The organism is Flectobacillus sp., assembly GCF_049240685.1.
Classification (GTDB): domain Bacteria; phylum Bacteroidota; class Bacteroidia; order Cytophagales; family Spirosomataceae; genus Flectobacillus.
This window is the reverse complement of the sequence record NZ_JBMLSD010000238.1, coordinates 19,980-40,167: the sequence shown is the minus strand read 5'-3', so window position 1 is coordinate 40,167 and position 20,188 is coordinate 19,980. Positions and strand designations below refer to the sequence as shown.

9 protein-coding genes are annotated in these 20,188 nt (G+C 36.0%); 3 read left to right on the top strand and 6 right to left on the bottom strand.

Annotated elements, in window-relative coordinates:
* Positions 1 to 607: 607 nt before the first annotated feature.
* A complete protein-coding gene (locus ACOVQ4_RS11045) occupies positions 608 to 2,071 on the top strand; it encodes a T9SS type A sorting domain-containing protein (protein WP_421820702.1) in 1,464 nt (487 codons plus the stop codon).
* 485 nt (positions 2,072 to 2,556) lie between these two features.
* Here the strand turns inward: ACOVQ4_RS11045 and ACOVQ4_RS11040 are convergent, their stop codons facing one another.
* From ACOVQ4_RS11040 to ACOVQ4_RS11030, 3 genes are all read right to left on the bottom strand, one after another.
* On the bottom strand, positions 2,557 to 5,229 hold the full coding sequence (locus ACOVQ4_RS11040) for a response regulator (RefSeq protein WP_421820701.1): 2,673 nt from the start codon (positions 5,227 to 5,229) through the stop codon (positions 2,557 to 2,559).
* Positions 5,230 to 5,511: 282 nt separating this feature from the next.
* Positions 5,512 to 6,471 carry a PE-PGRS family protein gene (locus ACOVQ4_RS11035; RefSeq protein ID WP_421820700.1) on the bottom strand — a complete coding sequence of 320 codons (960 nt, stop codon included), beginning with the start codon at positions 6,469 to 6,471 and terminating at the stop codon, positions 5,512 to 5,514.
* Positions 6,472 to 7,076: 605 nt separating this feature from the next.
* On the bottom strand, positions 7,077 to 7,895 hold the full coding sequence (locus ACOVQ4_RS11030; RefSeq protein ID WP_421820699.1) for a hypothetical protein: 819 nt from the start codon (positions 7,893 to 7,895) through the stop codon (positions 7,077 to 7,079).
* A 1,233-nt stretch (positions 7,896 to 9,128) separates the two neighbouring features.
* Between ACOVQ4_RS11030 and ACOVQ4_RS11025 the strand changes: the two genes are divergently transcribed.
* Together ACOVQ4_RS11025 and ACOVQ4_RS11020 are read left to right on the top strand one after the other, a co-directional pair.
* Positions 9,129 to 12,746 carry a GMC family oxidoreductase gene (locus ACOVQ4_RS11025; RefSeq protein WP_421820698.1) on the top strand — a complete coding sequence of 1,206 codons (3,618 nt, stop codon included), beginning with the start codon at positions 9,129 to 9,131 and terminating at the stop codon, positions 12,744 to 12,746.
* Between the two features lie 646 nt (positions 12,747 to 13,392).
* Positions 13,393 to 14,895 (top strand): choice-of-anchor I family protein, encoded by a 1,503-nt coding sequence (locus ACOVQ4_RS11020; protein WP_421820697.1) that lies wholly within the window; start codon positions 13,393 to 13,395, stop codon positions 14,893 to 14,895.
* Between the two features lie 218 nt (positions 14,896 to 15,113).
* Here ACOVQ4_RS11020 and ACOVQ4_RS11015 read toward each other — a convergent pair whose 3' ends face one another.
* From ACOVQ4_RS11015 to ACOVQ4_RS11005, 3 genes are all read right to left on the bottom strand, one after another.
* Complete coding sequence (locus ACOVQ4_RS11015; protein ID WP_421820696.1) at positions 15,114 to 17,594, bottom strand: CHAT domain-containing protein; 2,481 nt, start codon at positions 17,592 to 17,594, stop codon at positions 15,114 to 15,116.
* Between the two features lie 311 nt (positions 17,595 to 17,905).
* Positions 17,906 to 18,679 carry a hypothetical protein gene (locus ACOVQ4_RS11010; RefSeq protein ID WP_421820695.1) on the bottom strand — a complete coding sequence of 258 codons (774 nt, stop codon included), beginning with the start codon at positions 18,677 to 18,679 and terminating at the stop codon, positions 17,906 to 17,908.
* 818 nt (positions 18,680 to 19,497) lie between these two features.
* The gene (locus ACOVQ4_RS11005; RefSeq protein WP_421820694.1) at positions 19,498 to 19,857 is read right to left on the bottom strand and encodes a LytR/AlgR family response regulator transcription factor; all 360 of its coding nucleotides are present in this window, start codon (positions 19,855 to 19,857) and stop codon (positions 19,498 to 19,500) included.
* Positions 19,858 to 20,188 lie beyond the last annotated feature (331 nt).

The window sequence follows — 20,188 nt, the reverse complement described above, 5'->3', positions numbered from 1 at the left end:
TTATTCAACTTAGGCAGGTTACAGGCACCCGAAGCATTTCGCCCATTTTTAGAGGGAAATTACAAAAGGTAAACTAAGGCAAATTCACTCGGCTTCGGGCTTTGGCAAAGTATTTATTTTAAGTAAGTATTAGTGCAAAATTATATTTAAGTTTTTTATCATAGGGACAAGGCAACAGGCACAAGGCAAAGAGTGTTAAAATGTTTTTATTAACCACAGCCATGCTTTTTTCCAAAGCCCACCACCGAAAGCTAATACCTGAATGCCTTAGGCACAAAAATTAAATTCTATTTTGCACACTAACTTAAGTAAAAGGAAAGATTAAATTAATAGTATAGCTTAGGCAAAAAAAGCTTTTATGATTAAGCTAGTAAGTAATCATGTAAGTTTTGTCCACTCAATTGCTACCTTAACTAAACTTTATTTGTAATTTACGATTGTAAAGCTATAACTTTCTGAAATGAAAATAATTTTTCCTCTTTTAACTTGTTTTTTATTTTTTTATTCAAAAACTATATCGTTTTCTCAAAATTGTAAATGTGATCATACCATTACTAAATCTAATTTTTTTACTTCCACTAATCTAAAGGTATTGCCAGGCCAAACGGTGTGTATTGCCGCTGGAAACTATTCAGAAATTCATTTTACTGGCATAGCTGGTGAACCTCAAGCACCTATCACTATCCGAAATTGTAATGGGCGGGTGGTGGTGAAAGGGAATAACAACGGTATGCTGTTTTCTAATTGTAAACATATCCGCTTGACAGGAGAAACAGAGGCAGATTCCACTTTGGGATTTAAAATAGAAGCTACTTCCGATAATTCAATGGGAGTGAAAATTGGAGATTTTAGCACAGATATTGAGTTAGATCACCTCGAAATCGCTAATGTTGGATTTGCGGGAATTATGGCAAAATCTGACCCCAATTGCGATAGAAGCAATTGGGAAGAAAATTTTAAGATGTATAATCTCAAAATTCATGACAATCATATCCATAATACAGGAGGAGAAGGTATATATATTGGAAGTTCTTTTTGGAATTACGGTCAGAAAATAATTTGTGGGAAAGATACACTTTTGGCTAACCCACATTTAATATATGGACTTGAAATATACCGCAATAAAGTCAACAACACAGGTGCTGAGGGTATTCAATATGGATGTTCGCCTGATGCTAAAGTACATGACAATCTTGTTGTAAATACAGGAATTGCCCCATTTGCTGTTTTCCAAAACAATGGGGTTCAAATCGGTGGTGGTTCGGGAGGGGTATTCTACAATAATATCATTCACGAAGTACCGGGTATAGGTCTTATTATGATTGGTGGTGTTGGCAATCAATCTATTTACAATAATCTTATCTATGACACTGGAGACGCTGGGATTTTTTCGGATACTAGACCAAAATCTCCGATAAATACTTTTGTAAAAATTTATAACAATACGATTGCTTTTACAGGTGCCGAAAGCTTGAAAATCTATAGTCCCATTCAATTGTATCAGGTTGTAAACAACGCCTTGTTATCAAGCAAGCCAGGTCGTTTTATTAATGCGCCAGACAGGGTGCAATACTGGGAAGAAAACAATTACATGGATAATGTAATTGGTTCGGCAAAACTTAAAAATCCACAAACTGGTGATTTTCATCTTACCAATACATCACCTCTGATTAATAAAGGTGGAAACGTACCCTTGTGGGAATTAACATCTGACCTCGAGGGAAAACCTCGACCTTTTGATGGTAGATATGATATTGGCTGTTACGAATATCAACAATCTGCTTTTTTTATTTCTGAAGAAAAACAACAATTAGTAGTATATCCAAACCCTTGTACTGAATTTTTGTATTTTAATCCAGTCTATACTTCCTACCAAACAACCGTTTTGATATATGATACAGAAGGGAAACTTATCAAAGATTCAAATGTTGAGGCGTTTAAAGATAATCATTTTCGTCTTGATGTATCTTCGTTAGCTGCTGGAAGTTATTATTTGAAAATTATCATTGGCTCATATTTTGATTCACATAAAGAAGTTCTTTTCCAAGGAAAATTCATCAAATCTCTTTAATCCCAACCTCCTCCTTGACTACTCATCTAAAGTATTTTTCTGAACCATTCGAACTTTCGCAAATCGTTTTTTTAAGCTCAACAATAAAGAAAAAATAGTATTTGTAAAAAGGCCATCAAGAAATTAAACATGAGTCATCCCAAATTTTGGGATTGGGATTACCCTCCAAATTTTCATAAAAAAAGGGTCGGGAAATATATTTCCCGACCCTTTTTTGAGGCTATCATGCTAGATTTAGGTGGTTTGAGACACAAGCATTGAGACGCAAGCATTAGGACGCAAGCATCGAGACGCAAGCATTGCGTCTCTACTTATAGAATCTAAATTTTAACATAATCGCTCAATCACTAAATTAGGGATAACGCCTTTTTGATACGTTAATTCAAAGAAAATTTAGCAATATGCGAAACAATATGCGCCTATTTAGTCAAATAAGATTATGATATTTTTACAAAATATTCCAATAGTCAATAAAGCACCAACACCTATACTACTTCCTTGTGACCATTCTGAGCTATTTTTAGGTATAACTCATCAGGATTAAAAGGTTTTGAAATATAGTCATTCATCCCTACTGAAAATGCCTTATCCTTAATATCCAACATTGCAGAGGCTGTTAGCGCAATAATTGGTATTTTATTAAATTTATCATCATTAAGTGCTCTAATCTGACGTGTGGCCTCATAGCCATCCATTTCGGGCATTTGTAAATCCATAAGCACCAAATCATAGTTAGCTTGCTGAACCATTTGAAGTGCTAATAGACCATTTTCGGCAACATCACTTTCGATATCCCATCGTTTAAAGAATTGTTGAGCCACAATAATATTGATTCTGTTATCGTCTGCTATCAATAATTTAAGACCTTTTAAGCTCGGGTGTTTTTGACTTGTCATATCAGGTTCTGTACGTTTTTTAAATTGGAATGAACTATTTTTTAGACGTAGGTCAAAATAAAATATAGAACCTTCGCCTGGAGCGCTTTCTAGCTGAATTTTACTGCCTTGCAGCTCCAATAATCGTTTCGTGATGGTCAGACCAAGCCCAGTACCACCATATTTTCTGGTAGTTTCAGAACTAGCCTGCGTAAAACTGTCAAAGATAGAATCCCATTTTTCTTGAGGAATACCGATACCAGTATCTTTTACCTCAAAGGTAATGGTAGTATAATCAGTCTCTTTTTTAAGAATAGAAGCCGAAATAATTACTCGACCATAATCGGTAAACTTCACGGCATTGGATACAAGGTTGGTAAGAATTTGTCCAATTCGTACCGAATCACCTTTTACGGCTTCGGGCAAATCATCGTCCATCATTAATTTTAGCTGAATTCCTTTATCGGCAGCCTTTTGTGATAAAGCTGCACGAATATTGATAAGTAAATCTTTCAAACTAAAATCAACCTCTTCGAACGTTATTTTTCCTGCTTCTATTTTATTAAAATCGAGGATATCATTTATTAAAACCAATAGGTTTTCGGCTGAAAACTTCAAAATTTTCAAGTATTCTGCCTGATCTTCGCGTGCATTTTGCATCAACAAATGCGTAATTCCGATTACAGCATTCATTGGTGTTCGAATCTCATGGCTCATAGTCGACAAGAATTGAGTTTTGGCAATAGCCGCCTGCTCAGCTTGTTCTTTTGCCCAGAGAATCGATTCTTGACTTTTTCTTTCCTTGGTAATATCTAAAATCGCACCAATAATTTTATCAATCTTCCCGTTTTCGGTAATAGTAGGCTTACCGATTTTTCTAATAATCTTCTTTTTACCATTACTCAACACCAAAGGAAGTTCTATTTCAAACTCTTCTTGGTTTCGTATTGCCTTGTCTATCGTTTGAAGATAAGCCTCCTTTGCCGTATCATCAATCCAATTGAGGGGATTGATATTTGCAAAGCCCGTTTCTTCCTCTATTTCAAAAATTTCAGTAGCAGCAGACGAATAGGTATTCGATGCGCTTTCTAAATCAAATACCCAACTTGCCGAATGTGTCAAAAGCTGGGTTTCTGCCAACAACAATTGAGTGTTGGCAAGTTTTGCTTCCGCGCTTTTTCTATCGGTTATATCATGCCAAACCACCAAGAGTGCATCCTTTTGATTGAGACGAATAGGATTGAGCGTAACCTCTGCCAAAAAAGTGGTACCATCCAATCGTTTATGAAGCCATTCAAATCGATGATAGCCATTTTGACGGGCTAAAGCATCCATTTTCTGGGACTTTTCTCTGGAAGTCATTCCATCAGGCTGATAATCAGGCGAAAAATGAGCTGGGTGATAACGTAATAAAGTAGCTTTATCCTGACAGCCCAACATTTGAACAGCCGCGACATTACAATCAATTATGCCATTTTCATCAAACACCAAATGTGCATCAGTCGAACGCTCAAAAATGACATTCAGGCGTTCATCAAACAATTTATACTCTGTAATATCTTGAATCACACCAAATACCTTTGGCGAAGAACGTCCTATTACTTTTGATTCTGCAACAATTCTAAACCATTTGTTCAACCCAAGCTGTTTATTGGCTTCAAATTCAAGCAAAAAACTTTGTTGTTCCGATACCAAGGCCATAAGATTTCGTTCAAAAGCCTGATAATCTTCTTCTATCAAAAACCAAGTTCTAACAACATCCCAGTCCAAAAATGCAGACTCCAGTTGTAATAATTTTTGAGCAGGTTGATTGATATAAAACCAGTTTTTCCCAAAATCAAATTCCCATGAGCCTGATTTTCCTAATTGCGAAGTACGCTGATAAAGCGATTCTTCCTTTTGGAGTTCCAACAAGCGTAGGGTTTCGTCGGTAATATCAATAAAACTGCCCACGATTGCTTCTATCGCAAAATCATTGAGTATATTTCGAAAACCGGCCTTCACATAACGGATTTCATGATTGGGAAGTTTTAAACGCCACTTAAAGCTATAGTTTCTTGATTCTATTGTTTGAGATAGCTCTGCAAATACCTGTTGAAATGAATTCAAATCCGTTTGCGAAAGATAGTCATACCAAAAAGTCTCCGTAGCAATAAAATCTGCTTCGGAAAATGCTAGAAGTTTAAGCAAGGTCGGGTTGCAGGAATTTAAGTTTGTATTGGCATCCCAAAGCCAATATCCTACAAAAGTATCTTCAAATATATGATTTACCAGATTTTGCATAAGCAACTGTCCAAAATAATCTTAATGGTAGGAAGTTACTACATGAAGCTACTTGTATATGTCGGAAAGAGTGACTGTAAAGAGAATCATAATAGTAAGGCTAGGCGCTAACTCACTGATATTCAATTATATAAGTCTAAGTTTAAAAAGTGTGTGAGTTACATAGAATCGTGCAAAAATCGTACCAAATAAAAATTATCATTTGACAATAAAAAAGATTTTTGACGATTAACATTACATTACAGCAATTAACCCCATTTTCCTTATCGAATGGCTGAATAATTACTTCAAAAAATTATGATGTGCTTTATCTTTTCGTTTGTAGCAAGAGAGGAAAATTTGGTTACTACGATGACCTTTTTCGGGAATCGTATAGTACTCTTCGCCATTTTGAGAGAAGCTGAGCGCCTCTCCTTGTGGTTCGAGCTCATAAGGTAAGACTATGGGTAGGCGTTGCAAAGCATGAGCTATGGACTCAGCCTCTGACCTTTTCCAATAAAAAATATTCTTGTAGTTTTTTATCATTATCTCGCTTCCATCTGCCGAAATTGAACCAGAGGTAACAAACAAATCTTGTCGAACGGATTTGTCGTCAGATTCCTTTTCTTGAGAGGCATTAAGAATACCCAAAAACTCTGCACGGTTTATCTGGGAGGTGGACTGAGGATATTTGAGACGATAAATATGCTTTTGAGCCTCACGATTTGACACGATAAAAATATCTTTAGTAGTTGGGTCAATCAACAAACATTCAGCATCTTTTCGACCATCTGGGTATTCAAACTCTATGATTTCTATCTGATTTACAGTATCTTGTGATTTATCATTCAACTGTGGCTCTTTTAGTCGATAAATATATTTGGATGAGCGCCACTTAAAGTTATCTCCTGTTTCGGCAATGTAAATATAAGATTCATTTCCTTGTCTGACGACTGCAATATCTTCCCAATCACGGTTACTTATTCCCTCCAAAATAACTTTTTGTAAGCCTTTACCATGATTATCAATTAAGTAAAGAATGTTTTTGCCACCACTATCGTTGTGTACCCAAAATTTATTAGGATTTTTCCATGAAGATGCTATTCCTGAAGCCTCATCGATTTCTTGGTTTTCGACAGCATATTTGATTGGCGTATTCACGAATAATGATGAATCAGAAATTGGTAGCTTTACCTCTCGATGTTGCTTCCTTTCGCAGGATATCAATGTCAACATTATAACTAAATACAAATATTTTTTCATGAAAATATAAATAGATAACTGGTGCGTTCAAAAGATGATGGCTTCTGAAGACTAAAACATCGATAAAGATAACTAGAAAAATTGAGTTGAGACAAAAATGCTTATTGAGTGGAGTGTTTATTAGGTAATTAAGTAAAGAGACGTTATTAGTTAACAGTACATTATTTATTGTAATACATTCATAATCAAAAGTTTATTCCAAACCCTCCCCTTTGATATACTATTAACAAATAACGTTTTTCTACTTACTTAAGTAATCGTGTAGAATTATATTTAATTTTTGTGTTTTAGGGACAAGGCAACAGGCACAAGGCAAAGAGTGCTAAAATGTTTTTTAGTCACGATAGATATGTTTTGCCGAATGCCCAAAGCTGAAAGCCGAAGGCTCAAAAATTAAATATTATTTTGCGTTAATACTTATACAAAATTAAATTAAAGTTATTGTATTGAGGGCGCAAGAGAAAAGGCACTGGGCAAAGCGCGTTAAATTGCTTTTTTTAACGATAGATATGTTTTGCCAAGCTTTAAGCTTTGGAGAGAAGCATTTCTGTGGTTTTTAAAAACATTAAAACACACTTTGCCTAATGCCTTGTGCCTATTGCCTACTATTGCTTACTTTTTGCTTTTGTAGCTGGGGCTGTTTTGGTTGTTCTTTTGATGATAATTGGTTTGGCACTGATTACACCCAAATTACCTACCTTTTGGGTGGGTTCCTCTTTGGCTTTGGGCATATTTATTTTAGTTAAAGTAGCCCTTGGATCTAAATTCTCCGATTGTTTAGTAGAATGGTTTGTATTTGCAGCACTCTCATTTGACACTTTAGGAGCAGGAGTGGCTTTATCAACACTATTCACTTTTTTATTTGGAACTGTGGTGGATGGAGCCTTTTCTTCATACACTCCTTTTCCAGAACGAATCCCATCTTTTTCGGGGAATGTGCCTGGTTTGGGTTTTACAAAATTTGTAATCTCGTTGGTCTTTGAAGCAGCCTGCGGAGTGTTACTCGGTTTGCTGGCTGTTGTGGTAGACTTTACATTGGCAGAAACATTTGAATTTGCGACAGCATTTACAGATACTTTACGTTTATACAGTACATTTTGCCCTTGTAACGTTTCAAAAACTAGGTCAGTAGCCACATTCATATACATCACCTTTTCACGGGCAACGATTTGATTAGTCTTGGTATTTACTACTCTCAGAACAATACTACTGTTGGGTTCAATCAACACCTCTGAACTCTCTTTTATAGGTGTTTTTATACCTTTCAAAATTGTGTAGATTTCATGATCTGGTATTTTGTAAACACCATGAAACGTAACTTTCATAGGTTTATCGCTTACCGTTTGTTGCAATGGAATATTAGCAAAAATAGGGTTCGATGCCGAAAAAAAGACCATATTTGCTGCTATAATAAGTTTTTTCATTTTAATAGATTTTTTGGTGGTAACTGTAGACCACTATTTTTGAGAAACAACTAAGTATATTATTTTAAGGGCTCGTGCCGATAACTCGAAAGTTTGTTTAATTGTGGCGTTTTCTTCTTGAAAGCTTTCTAAAATTTATATTTTTGTTAGTAATCATTATTAATGAGTTAATACGCAAAATAAAATTTAAGTTTTGTGTTTTAGGGACAAGGCAACAGGCACAAGGCACAGAGTGTGAAATGTTTTTATTAACCACAGCCATGCTTTTTTCCAAAGCACACCGCCGAAAGCTAATATCTGAATGCCTTAGGCACATAAATTAAATTCTATTTTGCCCACTAACTTACACTACCGATCAAATAATAGTCACAAAGTAAAGTGTTTTTTTAGAGCTGAATAAAGTTTTCAGCAATATATTGCAATTTATGTACCTCTAAGGTAAAATATCTTAAATGATATTAGAGGAAAAACCAATCGTCGCTTTTAAGTAAATGGGCAAAGTTGTCATGCTGTAGGCATAAGGCAATAGGCAAAGAGTTTTAACATGTTTTTTAGCAAATACAGATATGTTTTTGCTGAAAGCCCAAAGCTCAATAATTAAAATTTATTTTGCGTACAAACTTATGGCCAACCTATTACTTACGTTTCAATCACGATAAAGTCATCACAGACAGTACAAACCAATCGTAATTTAACGGTACACAACACCCATGTTTGTTTCTGTGCAATCCGTTATTTTACAAATACTGGGCAATATTTATCACTTTTAAATTTTATCAAGTTTGCTTCAACTAGTACCGAATCTGACCATTCGAATGTATTTGTGTAAGTAGTAAGTAATCGAGCAGAATAATATTTAAGTTATGTGTTTAGGGACAAGGCAACAGGCACAAGGCACAAAGTGTTAAAATGTTTTTATTAACCACAGCTATGCTTTTTTCCAAAGCCCACCGCCGAAAGCTGATACCTGAATGCCTTGGGCACAAAAATTAAATTCTATTTTGCCCACTAACTTAGGTAAGTGAGCAAAATTAGATTTAAGTGTTTTGTTAACAGCACAAGTCATCAGGCACTAGGCAAAGTATGTTAAATTGTATTTCAGTAACGATAGATAGATTTTTGCCGAATGCCCAAAGCTGAAAGCCTTAAGCTCAAAAATTAAATTTTATTTTGCGTGCTAACTTGATAAATGATTTAATCAACTTTTAATCTATATAACATTTTAAAATTATTATGAAAATCCCCTCTCTCTTTACGCTAAAGGGATACTTGCGCCCTGACTCACTAGATACTACACCAGTTTGGAAAAGTCTGGCTTGTGTGGTAGCAGTCCAAGTCCTTTTGGTTTGTTCGGTAGTAATCTTGTTTGACCAATATGATTGGATTAGTTTTCAAAAAGTCAAATTTTTAGGTATCCATTTCGCTTCTAGTTGGATAGTGGGCATTGTTATAGTTCTGATAGCCTCACCATTCTTGTTTTTTTTCAGAAAATCTAGTTCTCTATTTTTGTGGAGCACGCTTTGTTTTGGATATTTTGTAGCAGAACTACAGCAATATTCTTTTCAAGCCTCAGGCGCACCAACCCTTTGGGTTTTTCATTTTGAAAAGTTTCTTTTTTGGGTTCCTAGTCACTTTGGACAGATTTTAGTCACAATAGTCACATTATCCAAAATCACTAGCGTATTCACCTTATTTATTGCCCGAATCTTAGCTACTATACTTTGGGGAACTCCTGCCATCAAGGGAGCCACCCAACAACAATTTGATTCATTATTCGGAAAATCGTGGGCCACCGAAACTATCGCAAGACCCAAAAGAGATATAGGCTTTTGGCTATTAAGATTAGCGGGATTTGGTTATTTAGGCTTTTGGGCAATTTTGGCATTAGGTCAGCTAGGTGCTAGTCCATGGCCAGAATCCTTGCAATACATGATTAACATGGGCAATGCTAATTTGGCACTTTCGATGAACACCTACATCAAAGAATGGCTCATGATTATGCTTACTTTCTTGGGAGCATACAACATTGGTTTACGTTATTATGTATGCATCGTTTTGGTTGCGGGTCATTTATTTTCTACCATCTTCACCTTACTGTTTTACCTCAATTCATCTAGCACGATTAATTACCGAGACTACCTCCTTACCTCTACCTTTGTTGAGGGGAGTTTATTATCCATTTTCATTTTTGTGATGGTCAAGTACCGTGCCAAGAGGGGCGATTTTAAAGCAATAAAAGAGATTCCTATCAACTTCTCGATTCCACTTACGATACAAAAAATAGTATATACAGCGCTTACCATACTATGTATCGTGATTGGACTCAGCATGTTGGCTTTTCGGATTTGGGGAAATCCAACAGAGGGCTGGGGGCTCATTTTTTCTGCTCCAGACCCTATGCTTGGTAATACTATTACGCTTTTTGTATCATGGGCAGCCATTTGTGTTTTACTAATCAATCGTATTTCGTTAAGACAACATTTTACAAATCTACTTATTTTCCCAATGGTACTAGGAGCCTTCTTAGGCTTGATTTGGATCATATTTGCCGATGTAAAAATCATCAATCAATATGGTATTTTCGAACATATAGATTGGTATTTAGGGCTTTATGCTTGTGTATTCTTGCTAATAGCTGGTCTTTTAAATTATTTAAGAAGCCTGTATTACAAGATAGACTGTGGCATAAATACCTTGAGTCCTTCGGCTACCGACAGTATTCGAGCATTAGTACAAGCATTAGGCGCCCAACAGAATCAATTGATAGGTGACGAAAAAAACCTTTCCCTGATTACGAGTTCTATCGACCAGTATATTGCAGGAATTAAAGGCAGAAAGAGAGGGATTTTGAACGTACCATTTAGCCTATTAGAGCATATTTTTAATACGCTACTTGGAATGAAACCACCTTTTTCGTCGATGCAAAGAGATGAACAAAGATATTTTTTAAATCGATATATTTTTAGAAATGAGTGGCAACGAAAAGCTTCATTCGTGCCGCTTGTATCAGAATTTGCCTATCAGATAGGTCTTTCTTTGAATGCGCTAACACAATTTGCCTTTTACTCTAATCCCAACGTTAGGCACTCAATCGGTTATGTACCAGCCGATGCCCGTGATAGACTTCAAAGCAATGGAGCCTTATTTAATCCGCCGTTCAAGGAGGTCGCCGAGCTAGCGAAATCTCCTGATGATGCAAACAATTTTGAAAGTATACAACCAATCAAGCTACCTGCGCCACGAATATCGACGCCAACGCACGAAGCAGATTTGCCAGAAGTAGTAGATTATTTAATCATTGGTTCGGGTGCAGGTGGAGCCACCGCTGCCTATCGTTTGGTAGAGTGTTTACAGAAAGAATACACCGACTCCTCAGGAAAAATTGATGAACAGAAAGTTCGAGAGGCTGCCAGCAAAATCGTAGTGATAGAACGAGGAAATAGATTACAACCCCGTCAGGATTTTCAGGATAATGAATTGGAAATGATGAAAAAAATCTATAAAGAAGGTGGTTTACAACAAACAAATCAGTTTACTATGACGATGCTTCAGGGCGAGTGTGTGGGTGGCACTACTGTAAGTAATAATGCGGTTTGTTTTGAAATGCCTGAATCAGTTGCTAAAATCTGGAAAGATGATTATGGTATTCCTACCGAAGAAATATTCCTAGAATATGCTCAAGTAAAAAGAGAACTCAACGTAAAACCTCTTAATCATCAGGGGATTAACGAGCTAGTCGCAGAAAAATTCAAGAAGGGTGTTAGCCAGTATAATCTAAGTCAGCCTTCTGCTAGTTCGACACTCAGTGCTCCGAGGGTACTCGAAGTAAATCATCTCGAAAATATTGGAGATGGTAACTGGAATTTGGGGAACAAAAAACTCCGTAAGCGTTCGATGCTCGAAACCTATATTCCGTGGTCAGAGGCTTGGGGTGTAAAGGTAATCGCCAATTGGACAGCCTTACGACTACAAAAAAATACCGATGAGAATATAGCAGACTCTGTAATATTAAGAGCAGACAACGGTGCAATTAGGATTGTAAAAGTAAATAAAGCCGTGATAGTTGCTGGTGGCGTGATTGCCTCTAGCCATTTCTTGATGAGGAGCCAACTCGGTAATAATCAGGTTGGTCAACACATCAGTTGCAACTTCGGAATGCCATTGGCATTTGAATATGACGAACCAATTAAGGCCTTCGATGGAGAGCAAATTACCCTTTATTCTCATAATGAAAAACCAGATAATAAAGTGGTTTTTGAGACCTACTTCAACCCGCCAGCGGCTTTTGCCTTGGCTTGTATGCCTTTCGTGTTTGATCGTCGTGATAATTTTATGAAAAATTATGATAAACTTCTCAACTTCGGAAGTTTGATTGGCTCCGACCCGATGGGCAGCATACAACCTAAAGCCAATATTCTTAACGGCCAAGCCTTTGATTGGGTTTTGAGCGAAAAAGATGTTGAAAATATTAAGTATGCAATTATCACACTGGTAAAACTTGGACAAGCCTCTGGAGCAAAAAAAGTGATAATTCCGACCAAGCCCGGCATTTTACTAAATCTTCAAAATCAAGATGAGGTAAAGGACTTTATTGAAAATTTTGAACAATACCCTTTACAACTAACCGATTTGTTTATGGGTACGGCGCATCCGCAAGGAGGCAACAAAATGGCAAGTGCAAAACATAGCTATGAGCGAGTAGTCGACGAAAATTTTGCAGTCGTAGGTTTGGATAATGTGTATGTAACCGATGCCTCTGTGTTTCCGACCAGTATCAATGTCAATCCGCAGCTTACCATTATGGCAATGGCGTCGCTGGCAGCCAAGAAGATTTTTGCAAAACACCACTAGATTTTTTGGAATACTTAATTGGTAAAAATAGAACTATTTCTCAGGTATTTAGGTAGGAAAAGGTTATTGGCTAGTAATCAGTCAACACTCTTTGCCTTGTGCCTGTTACCTCGTGCCTTAACACATAACTTAAGAGATACCCATTTATTAGGATTTTTGCATAAGCTCCGTAGGTGCGACAGACAGATAACTATCTTGAATTCTGTCGCTCCTACAGAGCTTTTACATAGGTTCATTTTGAGTAAGGTCGCAGTCGGAGACTGCTTCTTATTCGGCGTTCCAAGTTTTTAAACTTGAAACAGCGAGGGTATAGTCTTTTTCACTAAATTTTGTAAAAACAGTTTTAAACCATGAAAAATTGAGTCTAAGACTAAGTCTTGAACTAGTAATCAGTCAACACTCATTGCCTTTTGCCTGTTGCCTTGTGCCTGTGGCCTTATGCCTAAAACTAATTTTACCCACTTACTTATTTAAACTAAGCTTATTTCCCATCTATTGATATTCCTCCTCGTATCTCCTAACATTCACTTAACAAAACGTACACAATCCTAACATAGTCTTAATTCTTAAGTACAATCCTCCTAAAACTGCGATAATAATTTTGTATCCTAATTTCAATAAGAGACATACAATTAAATTATTCAAAATGAAAAAGATTTTTACTTCTATTCTTATCGCCGCATGTTTTGCGAGTTGTACTACTTCTGAAAATGAGTTTTTTGTCAATGAAGATGCCGCAACCTTTGCCGAGGTTGGCTCTATTGATATCGGCGAAACAGGAGCCGCTGAAATTTCGGCCTACGACCCACAGACAAAACGCTTATTTGTAGTTAACAACAGTACCGTAAACAAAATTGATGTCCTAGACTTTGCTGACCCTAGCAATATCAAAGTCATTTCGTCGATAATGGTAGCTTCTTATGGTGGTTATGTCAACAGTGTAAGTGTTAGTAATGGTAAACTAGCGGCTGCTATAGAGTCTACCGACAAGCAAGCTCCAGGCAAAGTAATTGTATTCAATACGACTGATTATAAGGAAGTTAAAGTAATTACGGTAGGTGCTTTGCCAGACATGGTTACTTTTTCGCCTGACGGAAAGTATATTTTATCTGCAAACGAAGGTGAGCCAAATGCAAGCTATAGCAACGACCCAGTAGGAAGTATTTCTATTATTTCGGTAGAAGAAAACTATGCGGTTACTACTCTTGATTTTGCGGGATACGAGGGGCAACTCGCCGCTTTGAAAGCTAAGGGCTTCAGAGTATTTGGACCAAATGCTAGCCTAGCAAAAGACGTCGAACCAGAGTATATCACCGTTGCGGGCGATTCTAAAACAGCGTGGGTAACACTACAAGAGAACAATGCGATTGCAAAAATCAGTCTTGCCTCAAAAACAATCACCAATGTATTTCCGCTAGGTTTCAAAAACTACAATGTTGATGGAAACGAAATAGACCCAAGCGATAGAGATAACGCCATTAATTTTGCAAAATGGCCTGTAAAAGGTATGTACCAACCCGATGCAATTGCCGTATATGAAGCGGGAGGAGTTCCGTACTTGTTTACGGCAAACGAAGGCGATGCTAGAGAGTATGATAATTTTGTAGAAACTCTTCGTATGAGTAATGCAAAATTAGACGCAACTGCTTTCCCTAATGCAACGACGCTCAAAACGACCTCAGCCTTGGGTCGATTAAATATTACCTCTACTTTGGGAGATACCGATGGAGATGGGGACTTAGACGAATTATATTCGTTAGGCGCGCGCTCTTTTAGTGTTTGGAACGGCAACGACGGTTCGTTGGTTTTTGACAGCAAAAAAGAATTAGATACACAATGTGCCTCTGCGGGTCTTTATGATGATGCAAGAAGTGATGATAAAGGTGTTGAGCCAGAAGGTATAGCAACAGGAATGGTAGGCAACAAAAAAGTGGTCTTTGTAGGAATGGAGCGCTCAGATGCTGTGGCAGTTTATGATATTACCAATCCCAAAGCACCTGTTTTCTTACAATTACTCAAAACAGGTGATGCACCAGAAGGCGTCATGTTTATCCCTGCCAAAGATAGCCCGACCAAGAAGAGCTTGTTGGTGGTAAGCAGTGAAAATGATGGAATAATCAAAGTTTTTCAACCAAAAACAATTATGTAATCTAATCATTACCTAATGAATTTGGGGCAACAGGGACAAGGCAAAGAGTATAAAATTGTTTCTTAGTAACAATAGTTATGGGTTTTCGACAGTAGGCTTTGGAAAAAAGCGTGCCTCTGGTTATTAAAAACAGGTTAAAACTCTTAGTCTTGTGCTTGTTGCAAATAAAAAGATTATTTGGTTAAAAATCCTCCAATCTTTCATCAAATAGCTTTGTGCTAAAATAGCTTCTTGTAAGCCCAAAAACCAAAGATTGAAAAAAGAACAAAACCAAAAATTAAAACTGAATATTGCCATTTTTTAGAAAACAGAACTACTTTTCCAGAATCTCCTATCAATACAATTCCACTCCAATAATACGGTAATTTGGCCGATAAGGGTTTTCTTAAAAAATCAATTTGTGCTTTTTGCAAAGCAATATCTTTCTCATAACCATCCGATAAATATTGATAAAACAACTCGGTGATTTGATAAGTAGTGTTATTATCCACGCTCCACAAAGTCGAAACAGTACTTGGAACATCCAAATTGGCAAATCCTCTCGCAAAACTCATAATACCCTCTCCAGTTGCATTCTTTCCAATATTGGTCTGGCAGGCAGATAGCACTACTAAATTTGCTTGCAATTGAGGAAGTATTTGAAGCTCATTAAGGTTAAAAACAGAGTCCTGAAAATAAATTACAGAACCCAAAGAATCGGCCTTGCCATGTGTAAACAGTTGAATAATATCATAATCGGCTACCTCCTTTTTGAAATTAGCCTTAGTCGCATGATGATAGGTTAGTAGATTTCCATTAAAATGCTTTTTTTGAATATTTTCAAGAGTATGATCTGAGTTATAAAGCTTTGCAACATTGAGCCTCTCATCAAAATTAACTGGGGCTATTCCTAGAAGTTTAGTACGCCCAATACTCACGCGATTTGTATTTTTAAAATATACATTGGCAGAATAAGCGTAACTAAAACTGTAATCTTTCACCAAAAAATCTGAAATTCTCCAATCAGGCAGTAAAGACGCCATAGATACAAAATAATTGTCGTGTGAGACGATAACACGACCTTTTGGAAGATGAAATGGCTCAAAAAGATGCTTGTATAATGCGTAAGAAACCTTTTTGAGTTGAATAAACTGCTTTTTTGTTGTACTAGTTTGAACCTCTAACAAGAGCTTTTGGTAAAGATTGACCGTATTCAAATAAGAATGAAGAGATATCTTTTTTAAGTGTACAAAATCAGAAGTTACAGACACAGCATAAACGGCTTCATTTCCAACAAAATATTCTAAAAATGACTGATTTTGAGCTTTTAGTTTAGTTTGAAGTTCTTTGAGCGAAATATAATGATGGTTATATTTCAGTTTTTGGTAAGTAGGATTTGTTTTTTCTGTAGAATCAATGAGGTTGTTATATTGATCTTTTGCAGCCAATAGTTTGAGTGTTATTTGCTGAAAGTTTTTCGAATTGGCCGCAGTTCCAGAGAGCTGTTGTTTTAATACCTCTATCTCAAGTTGAATTCTTTGTTTTCTAATTTTAACTTCATACGGTAGCTGATTATTAGCCTCCAAATCACTCAGCGCATCCAACAACAATATAGCTCGACTTTTTTCTATAAAGTAAAATGCTTTTTCGAGGTCCTTGAGTTGGAAACTAACCTCAATTGCTTTTTCGTAAAAATGATGTGTATTTTCTCTCCAAAATAATTTTGAATTTATTTCGGTATGTTCCTTGCGCATCAAGTCAATAAGACTGTCTGTTTGTAGCTGAAAATATTGTACTTTTGCAAGATTTTTCTTTTCTAAAGAAACCCTAATTCGATAGTCAAACCAATATAATAACTCTGATTTTTTCCCTTCAAACAGTTTAACACTTGAATGATAACCTAATGCGCGGGCTGCTTTAAGGATGTATACTTCTGCTTTCGGAAGCTCATTTTGTTGTCTGAAGTTATCTGCCTGATGTAAATAATATTTCCCTTTTTCGTAGGCGAGCAATGGGGATGATTCTATTTGCTTGATGAGTCGATGATATAACTGGGTAGAAGCCTGAAAATCGCCTTGTTTCTGAAAGCAAGAGGCTAACATATTATCTGCCTCGAGGTTGTCCAAGTGGTATTTTAGTCGTACCCGCACTCCTTGCGCAAGATATTCGCGAGCTTTTGAATACTCTTTTGCTCTCAAATAGTACTCACCAAGGTTAGTAAACACATACAAATAATACATTTTTTTGGGATGATTCAAGCTAGCTTTTCGTAGCCTCTCCCCTATTTCCATAACCTCCTCAATAGGCGCATTTAGCTTAACTTTTGCATTCATCAAATTGGTCAGCAATCCTAAATACACTTCCGTATCGACTGTCTTACTAGCTTTATCCACACCCTTGGTACACCATTCGATAGCCTCCTGATAGGAACCATCCTCTACCAAGGTGCGAGAATACAAAGTCCAACTCTTATCTACAAATTGAAAGTTTCGTTCTTTGTTTTTTTCATAAATGATACGTCTTGTAGAAGGAATATCATGTAAGAAAAACCATTGGTAAAAGGCATGAATATACCATACATAGGCCCATTCTTTGTCAGGCAAAGAACCTAGCTTATGCCAGCGTTTGGCTCGTGCAACGCACAACCGATAGGCTTCCTCTATATTTTTCTGATCTTCTAATTGAAGGAAAAGTTGCTCTGATTTCTTAAAGTAGGACAATTCCTTCTGTTGGCTTTGGAAGGGCGCCTTCTCTAGCCAAACTTCAAAAGTCTTAGCGGTTTCAATTAGACTATATTTAGCAGAAAATGAAAAACAAGGACAATTTATTAAAGTAAAAGTGATTAAAAAATGTACAAATCTGCGCATATAATCTTTCTTCTAACACAAATACGATGAGTTATCCCGAAAGATAGTAAAGATTATAGATAATATGACATGAGGAAAACAAAAAAGGTTATACCAACCAAAAAGTTGGTATAACCGTACACTCAAATTACACATAAAAATTTATAGTTACCACAAATCTTCGATTAGCGAGGAGGTGGTGCCAGCGAACCAGAACCTGTGCTACCGCCAGTCACTCCGGTGCCATCCTCTCCATCGACCAACAGGTGAAGGAAGTTCATATTTTTTACAGAAGAACCTGCCGTAAGTTTGACAAAATGCGGATGGGTTCTGAGATATTCCTTTTTCTCAGTGCTAGTTTTTGGAACATAGTTATAACGATAGTTCAAGGGTGTAGTCAGCAGTTTCTCAAGCGTCATTCTTGGGTCTAATTTTTGGAAAGCAGCCAGAATACTCTTGTAATTGATATGATATTCTATACAGATTTCCTCTCCCATGAACATCAAACTTAAGTCCATAAATTTTGTAGTCCAGCTTTGACCACCATCTGCACTAAATTCAACAAAGGTATTATAACGGCTGTCGAATCCCCAAGTTTTTACTTGTTGAAACTTCATAAAAAACTGTTCATTGGGCGATTTAGGAATCAAAAAAGAGTTTTTCTGAACAATTTGAACTGGGTTTTTCGGATCAGGCTTCACATACACATAAGACTGATTGAGGATACTATAAAATGTCTTGGCATTTGCTTCGGCTTCAGGACCCATATTTGGTGGAATCTTATCCCCCGAAGGAATCAAGAATGACTGTACATTGTCTACTCCGAAACCATCATAAGGAAATGAGGCAGTTTCAACATAGTTTTGAATGTAACTTGGACAACAACTCTGTCCTGAAACTTTGAGACTTACCCAAGTCAGACAGAAAAAGAGGGTTAACGTTGAGAATTGTGCTTTCATCTATGAAATAGGGTAAATTATGTAATCTTACAAAATTGAATTAACTTATCAGGCTTTCAGCGATTTATCAGGGTCATTTGGCAAAAGCAAAGGATGCGGTCTATTGAAGAGATTTTGAAAACTCCAGCCTACAATCTATTGCTAAAACCCAAAGTGGATAGAATCAAAGCAAACAAACTATCAATACAATACATTAATAATCAGAAACTTATAACCAAACTTATTAAATACTATTTTGCAAGAATACTTGGATGAGAAAATTATTTATATCAAATCAAAATTTATTGGAATCAAAAAACCGATTTCTATATCAAATTATTTAAGTGTAAGTACGAAAACGTTATTAGTTAATAGCATGAAAATATTATAATATACTAATAACCAATAACTTAACATTGTATTTTACCTTTAAGATACTATCAATTTAATCTTTCCTTTTACGTAAATTAATTTAATAGATAAATAGCATTAGAAGCGTTTCTTTTGTCTAGGTACGATAGGCATTTTAAAGTAAATTTCTTAGAGGTAAATCTAGTTATTTGAATTTACTAATCTTTTGATTATTAAGTTAATAATCAAAACAAAATTTATTTGTAAAGCATTAGGCGAAAACACAGCTATTGTTAATAAAAAACAATTTAACACGCTTTGCCTTATGCCTTCAATACAGAACATAAATCTTATTCTGCACGATTACATACTTCTATAATTTTATATTGCATCTACAAGAATCAAAATTTGAGGTTGAATAGACATCCTCCAGTCAGTAACTGAAGGATGTACACGATTACCTAACCACTAATTTAATTGTTGTATTTTCAATATTTTTGTTCTGTATTCCAAAAATCTAAAACCTGTTTTTCAAACGATGTTTTTTTTCGCCTCGCAACCCCTATACGATGCCCATTTGACATCTCCACCTCCTGATCTGCGCGTTTGTAGTTACGAATATGATTCAAATTAATGCAAAATGATCGATGAACTCTAAAAAACTCCTCTGAATGAATATTATTTGTAATATCCTTGAGTGTACGCGCACACAAAAACTTTTTGCCATTTGATAAGTAGATAATAGTATAGTTCTCATCACCTTCCAGACAAATAATATCGGCATAATTGATAGCTACCTTGTTTCGGTCAATGTACAATTTTGACGAGGATGTGGTATTTATATTCATGAGCGTATAAAGTTTAATGGTATTCAAATTGACTATATAATTGATTATATTTCGTTTGATTTGGTTTTCATTAGTATTAGTCGGGAGATATAATTGGAGGTAAACAAATGATTTTAAAAAAAGTGGTTTTTTTCTTAAAAAAGTTTCGAAGTAATTGATAATCAAGCTATAATATTTTGAAAATATTTTTATCCTCCAAAGAATCTTAAAATTCAACATCTAACAAATACCCCAATCTAGGAAAAGCAACTACCGTTCACTTAATCCTAAAAAATTACTTGGTAGGTATATCTAAATTTGACTAAATTTCGAGCTCGATTAACCATACGCT

Bases quoted from the DNA above. Each gene is read 5' to 3' on its own strand.
- ACOVQ4_RS11030 (WP_421820699.1), bottom strand. From the start codon at position 7,895: ATGAAAAAACTTATTATAGCAGCAAATATGGTCTTTTTTTCGGCATCG.
- ACOVQ4_RS11040 (WP_421820701.1), bottom strand. From the start codon at position 5,229: ATGCAAAATCTGGTAAATCATATATTTGAAGATACTTTTGTAGGATAT.
- ACOVQ4_RS11020 (WP_421820697.1), top strand. From the start codon at position 13,393: ATGAAAAAGATTTTTACTTCTATTCTTATCGCCGCATGTTTTGCGAGT.
- ACOVQ4_RS11005 (WP_421820694.1), bottom strand. From the start codon at position 19,857: ATGAATATAAATACCACATCCTCGTCAAAATTGTACATTGACCGAAAC.
- ACOVQ4_RS11025 (WP_421820698.1), top strand. From the start codon at position 9,129: ATGAAAATCCCCTCTCTCTTTACGCTAAAGGGATACTTGCGCCCTGAC.
- ACOVQ4_RS11035 (WP_421820700.1), bottom strand. From the start codon at position 6,471: ATGAAAAAATATTTGTATTTAGTTATAATGTTGACATTGATATCCTGC.
- ACOVQ4_RS11010 (WP_421820695.1), bottom strand. From the start codon at position 18,679: ATGAAAGCACAATTCTCAACGTTAACCCTCTTTTTCTGTCTGACTTGG.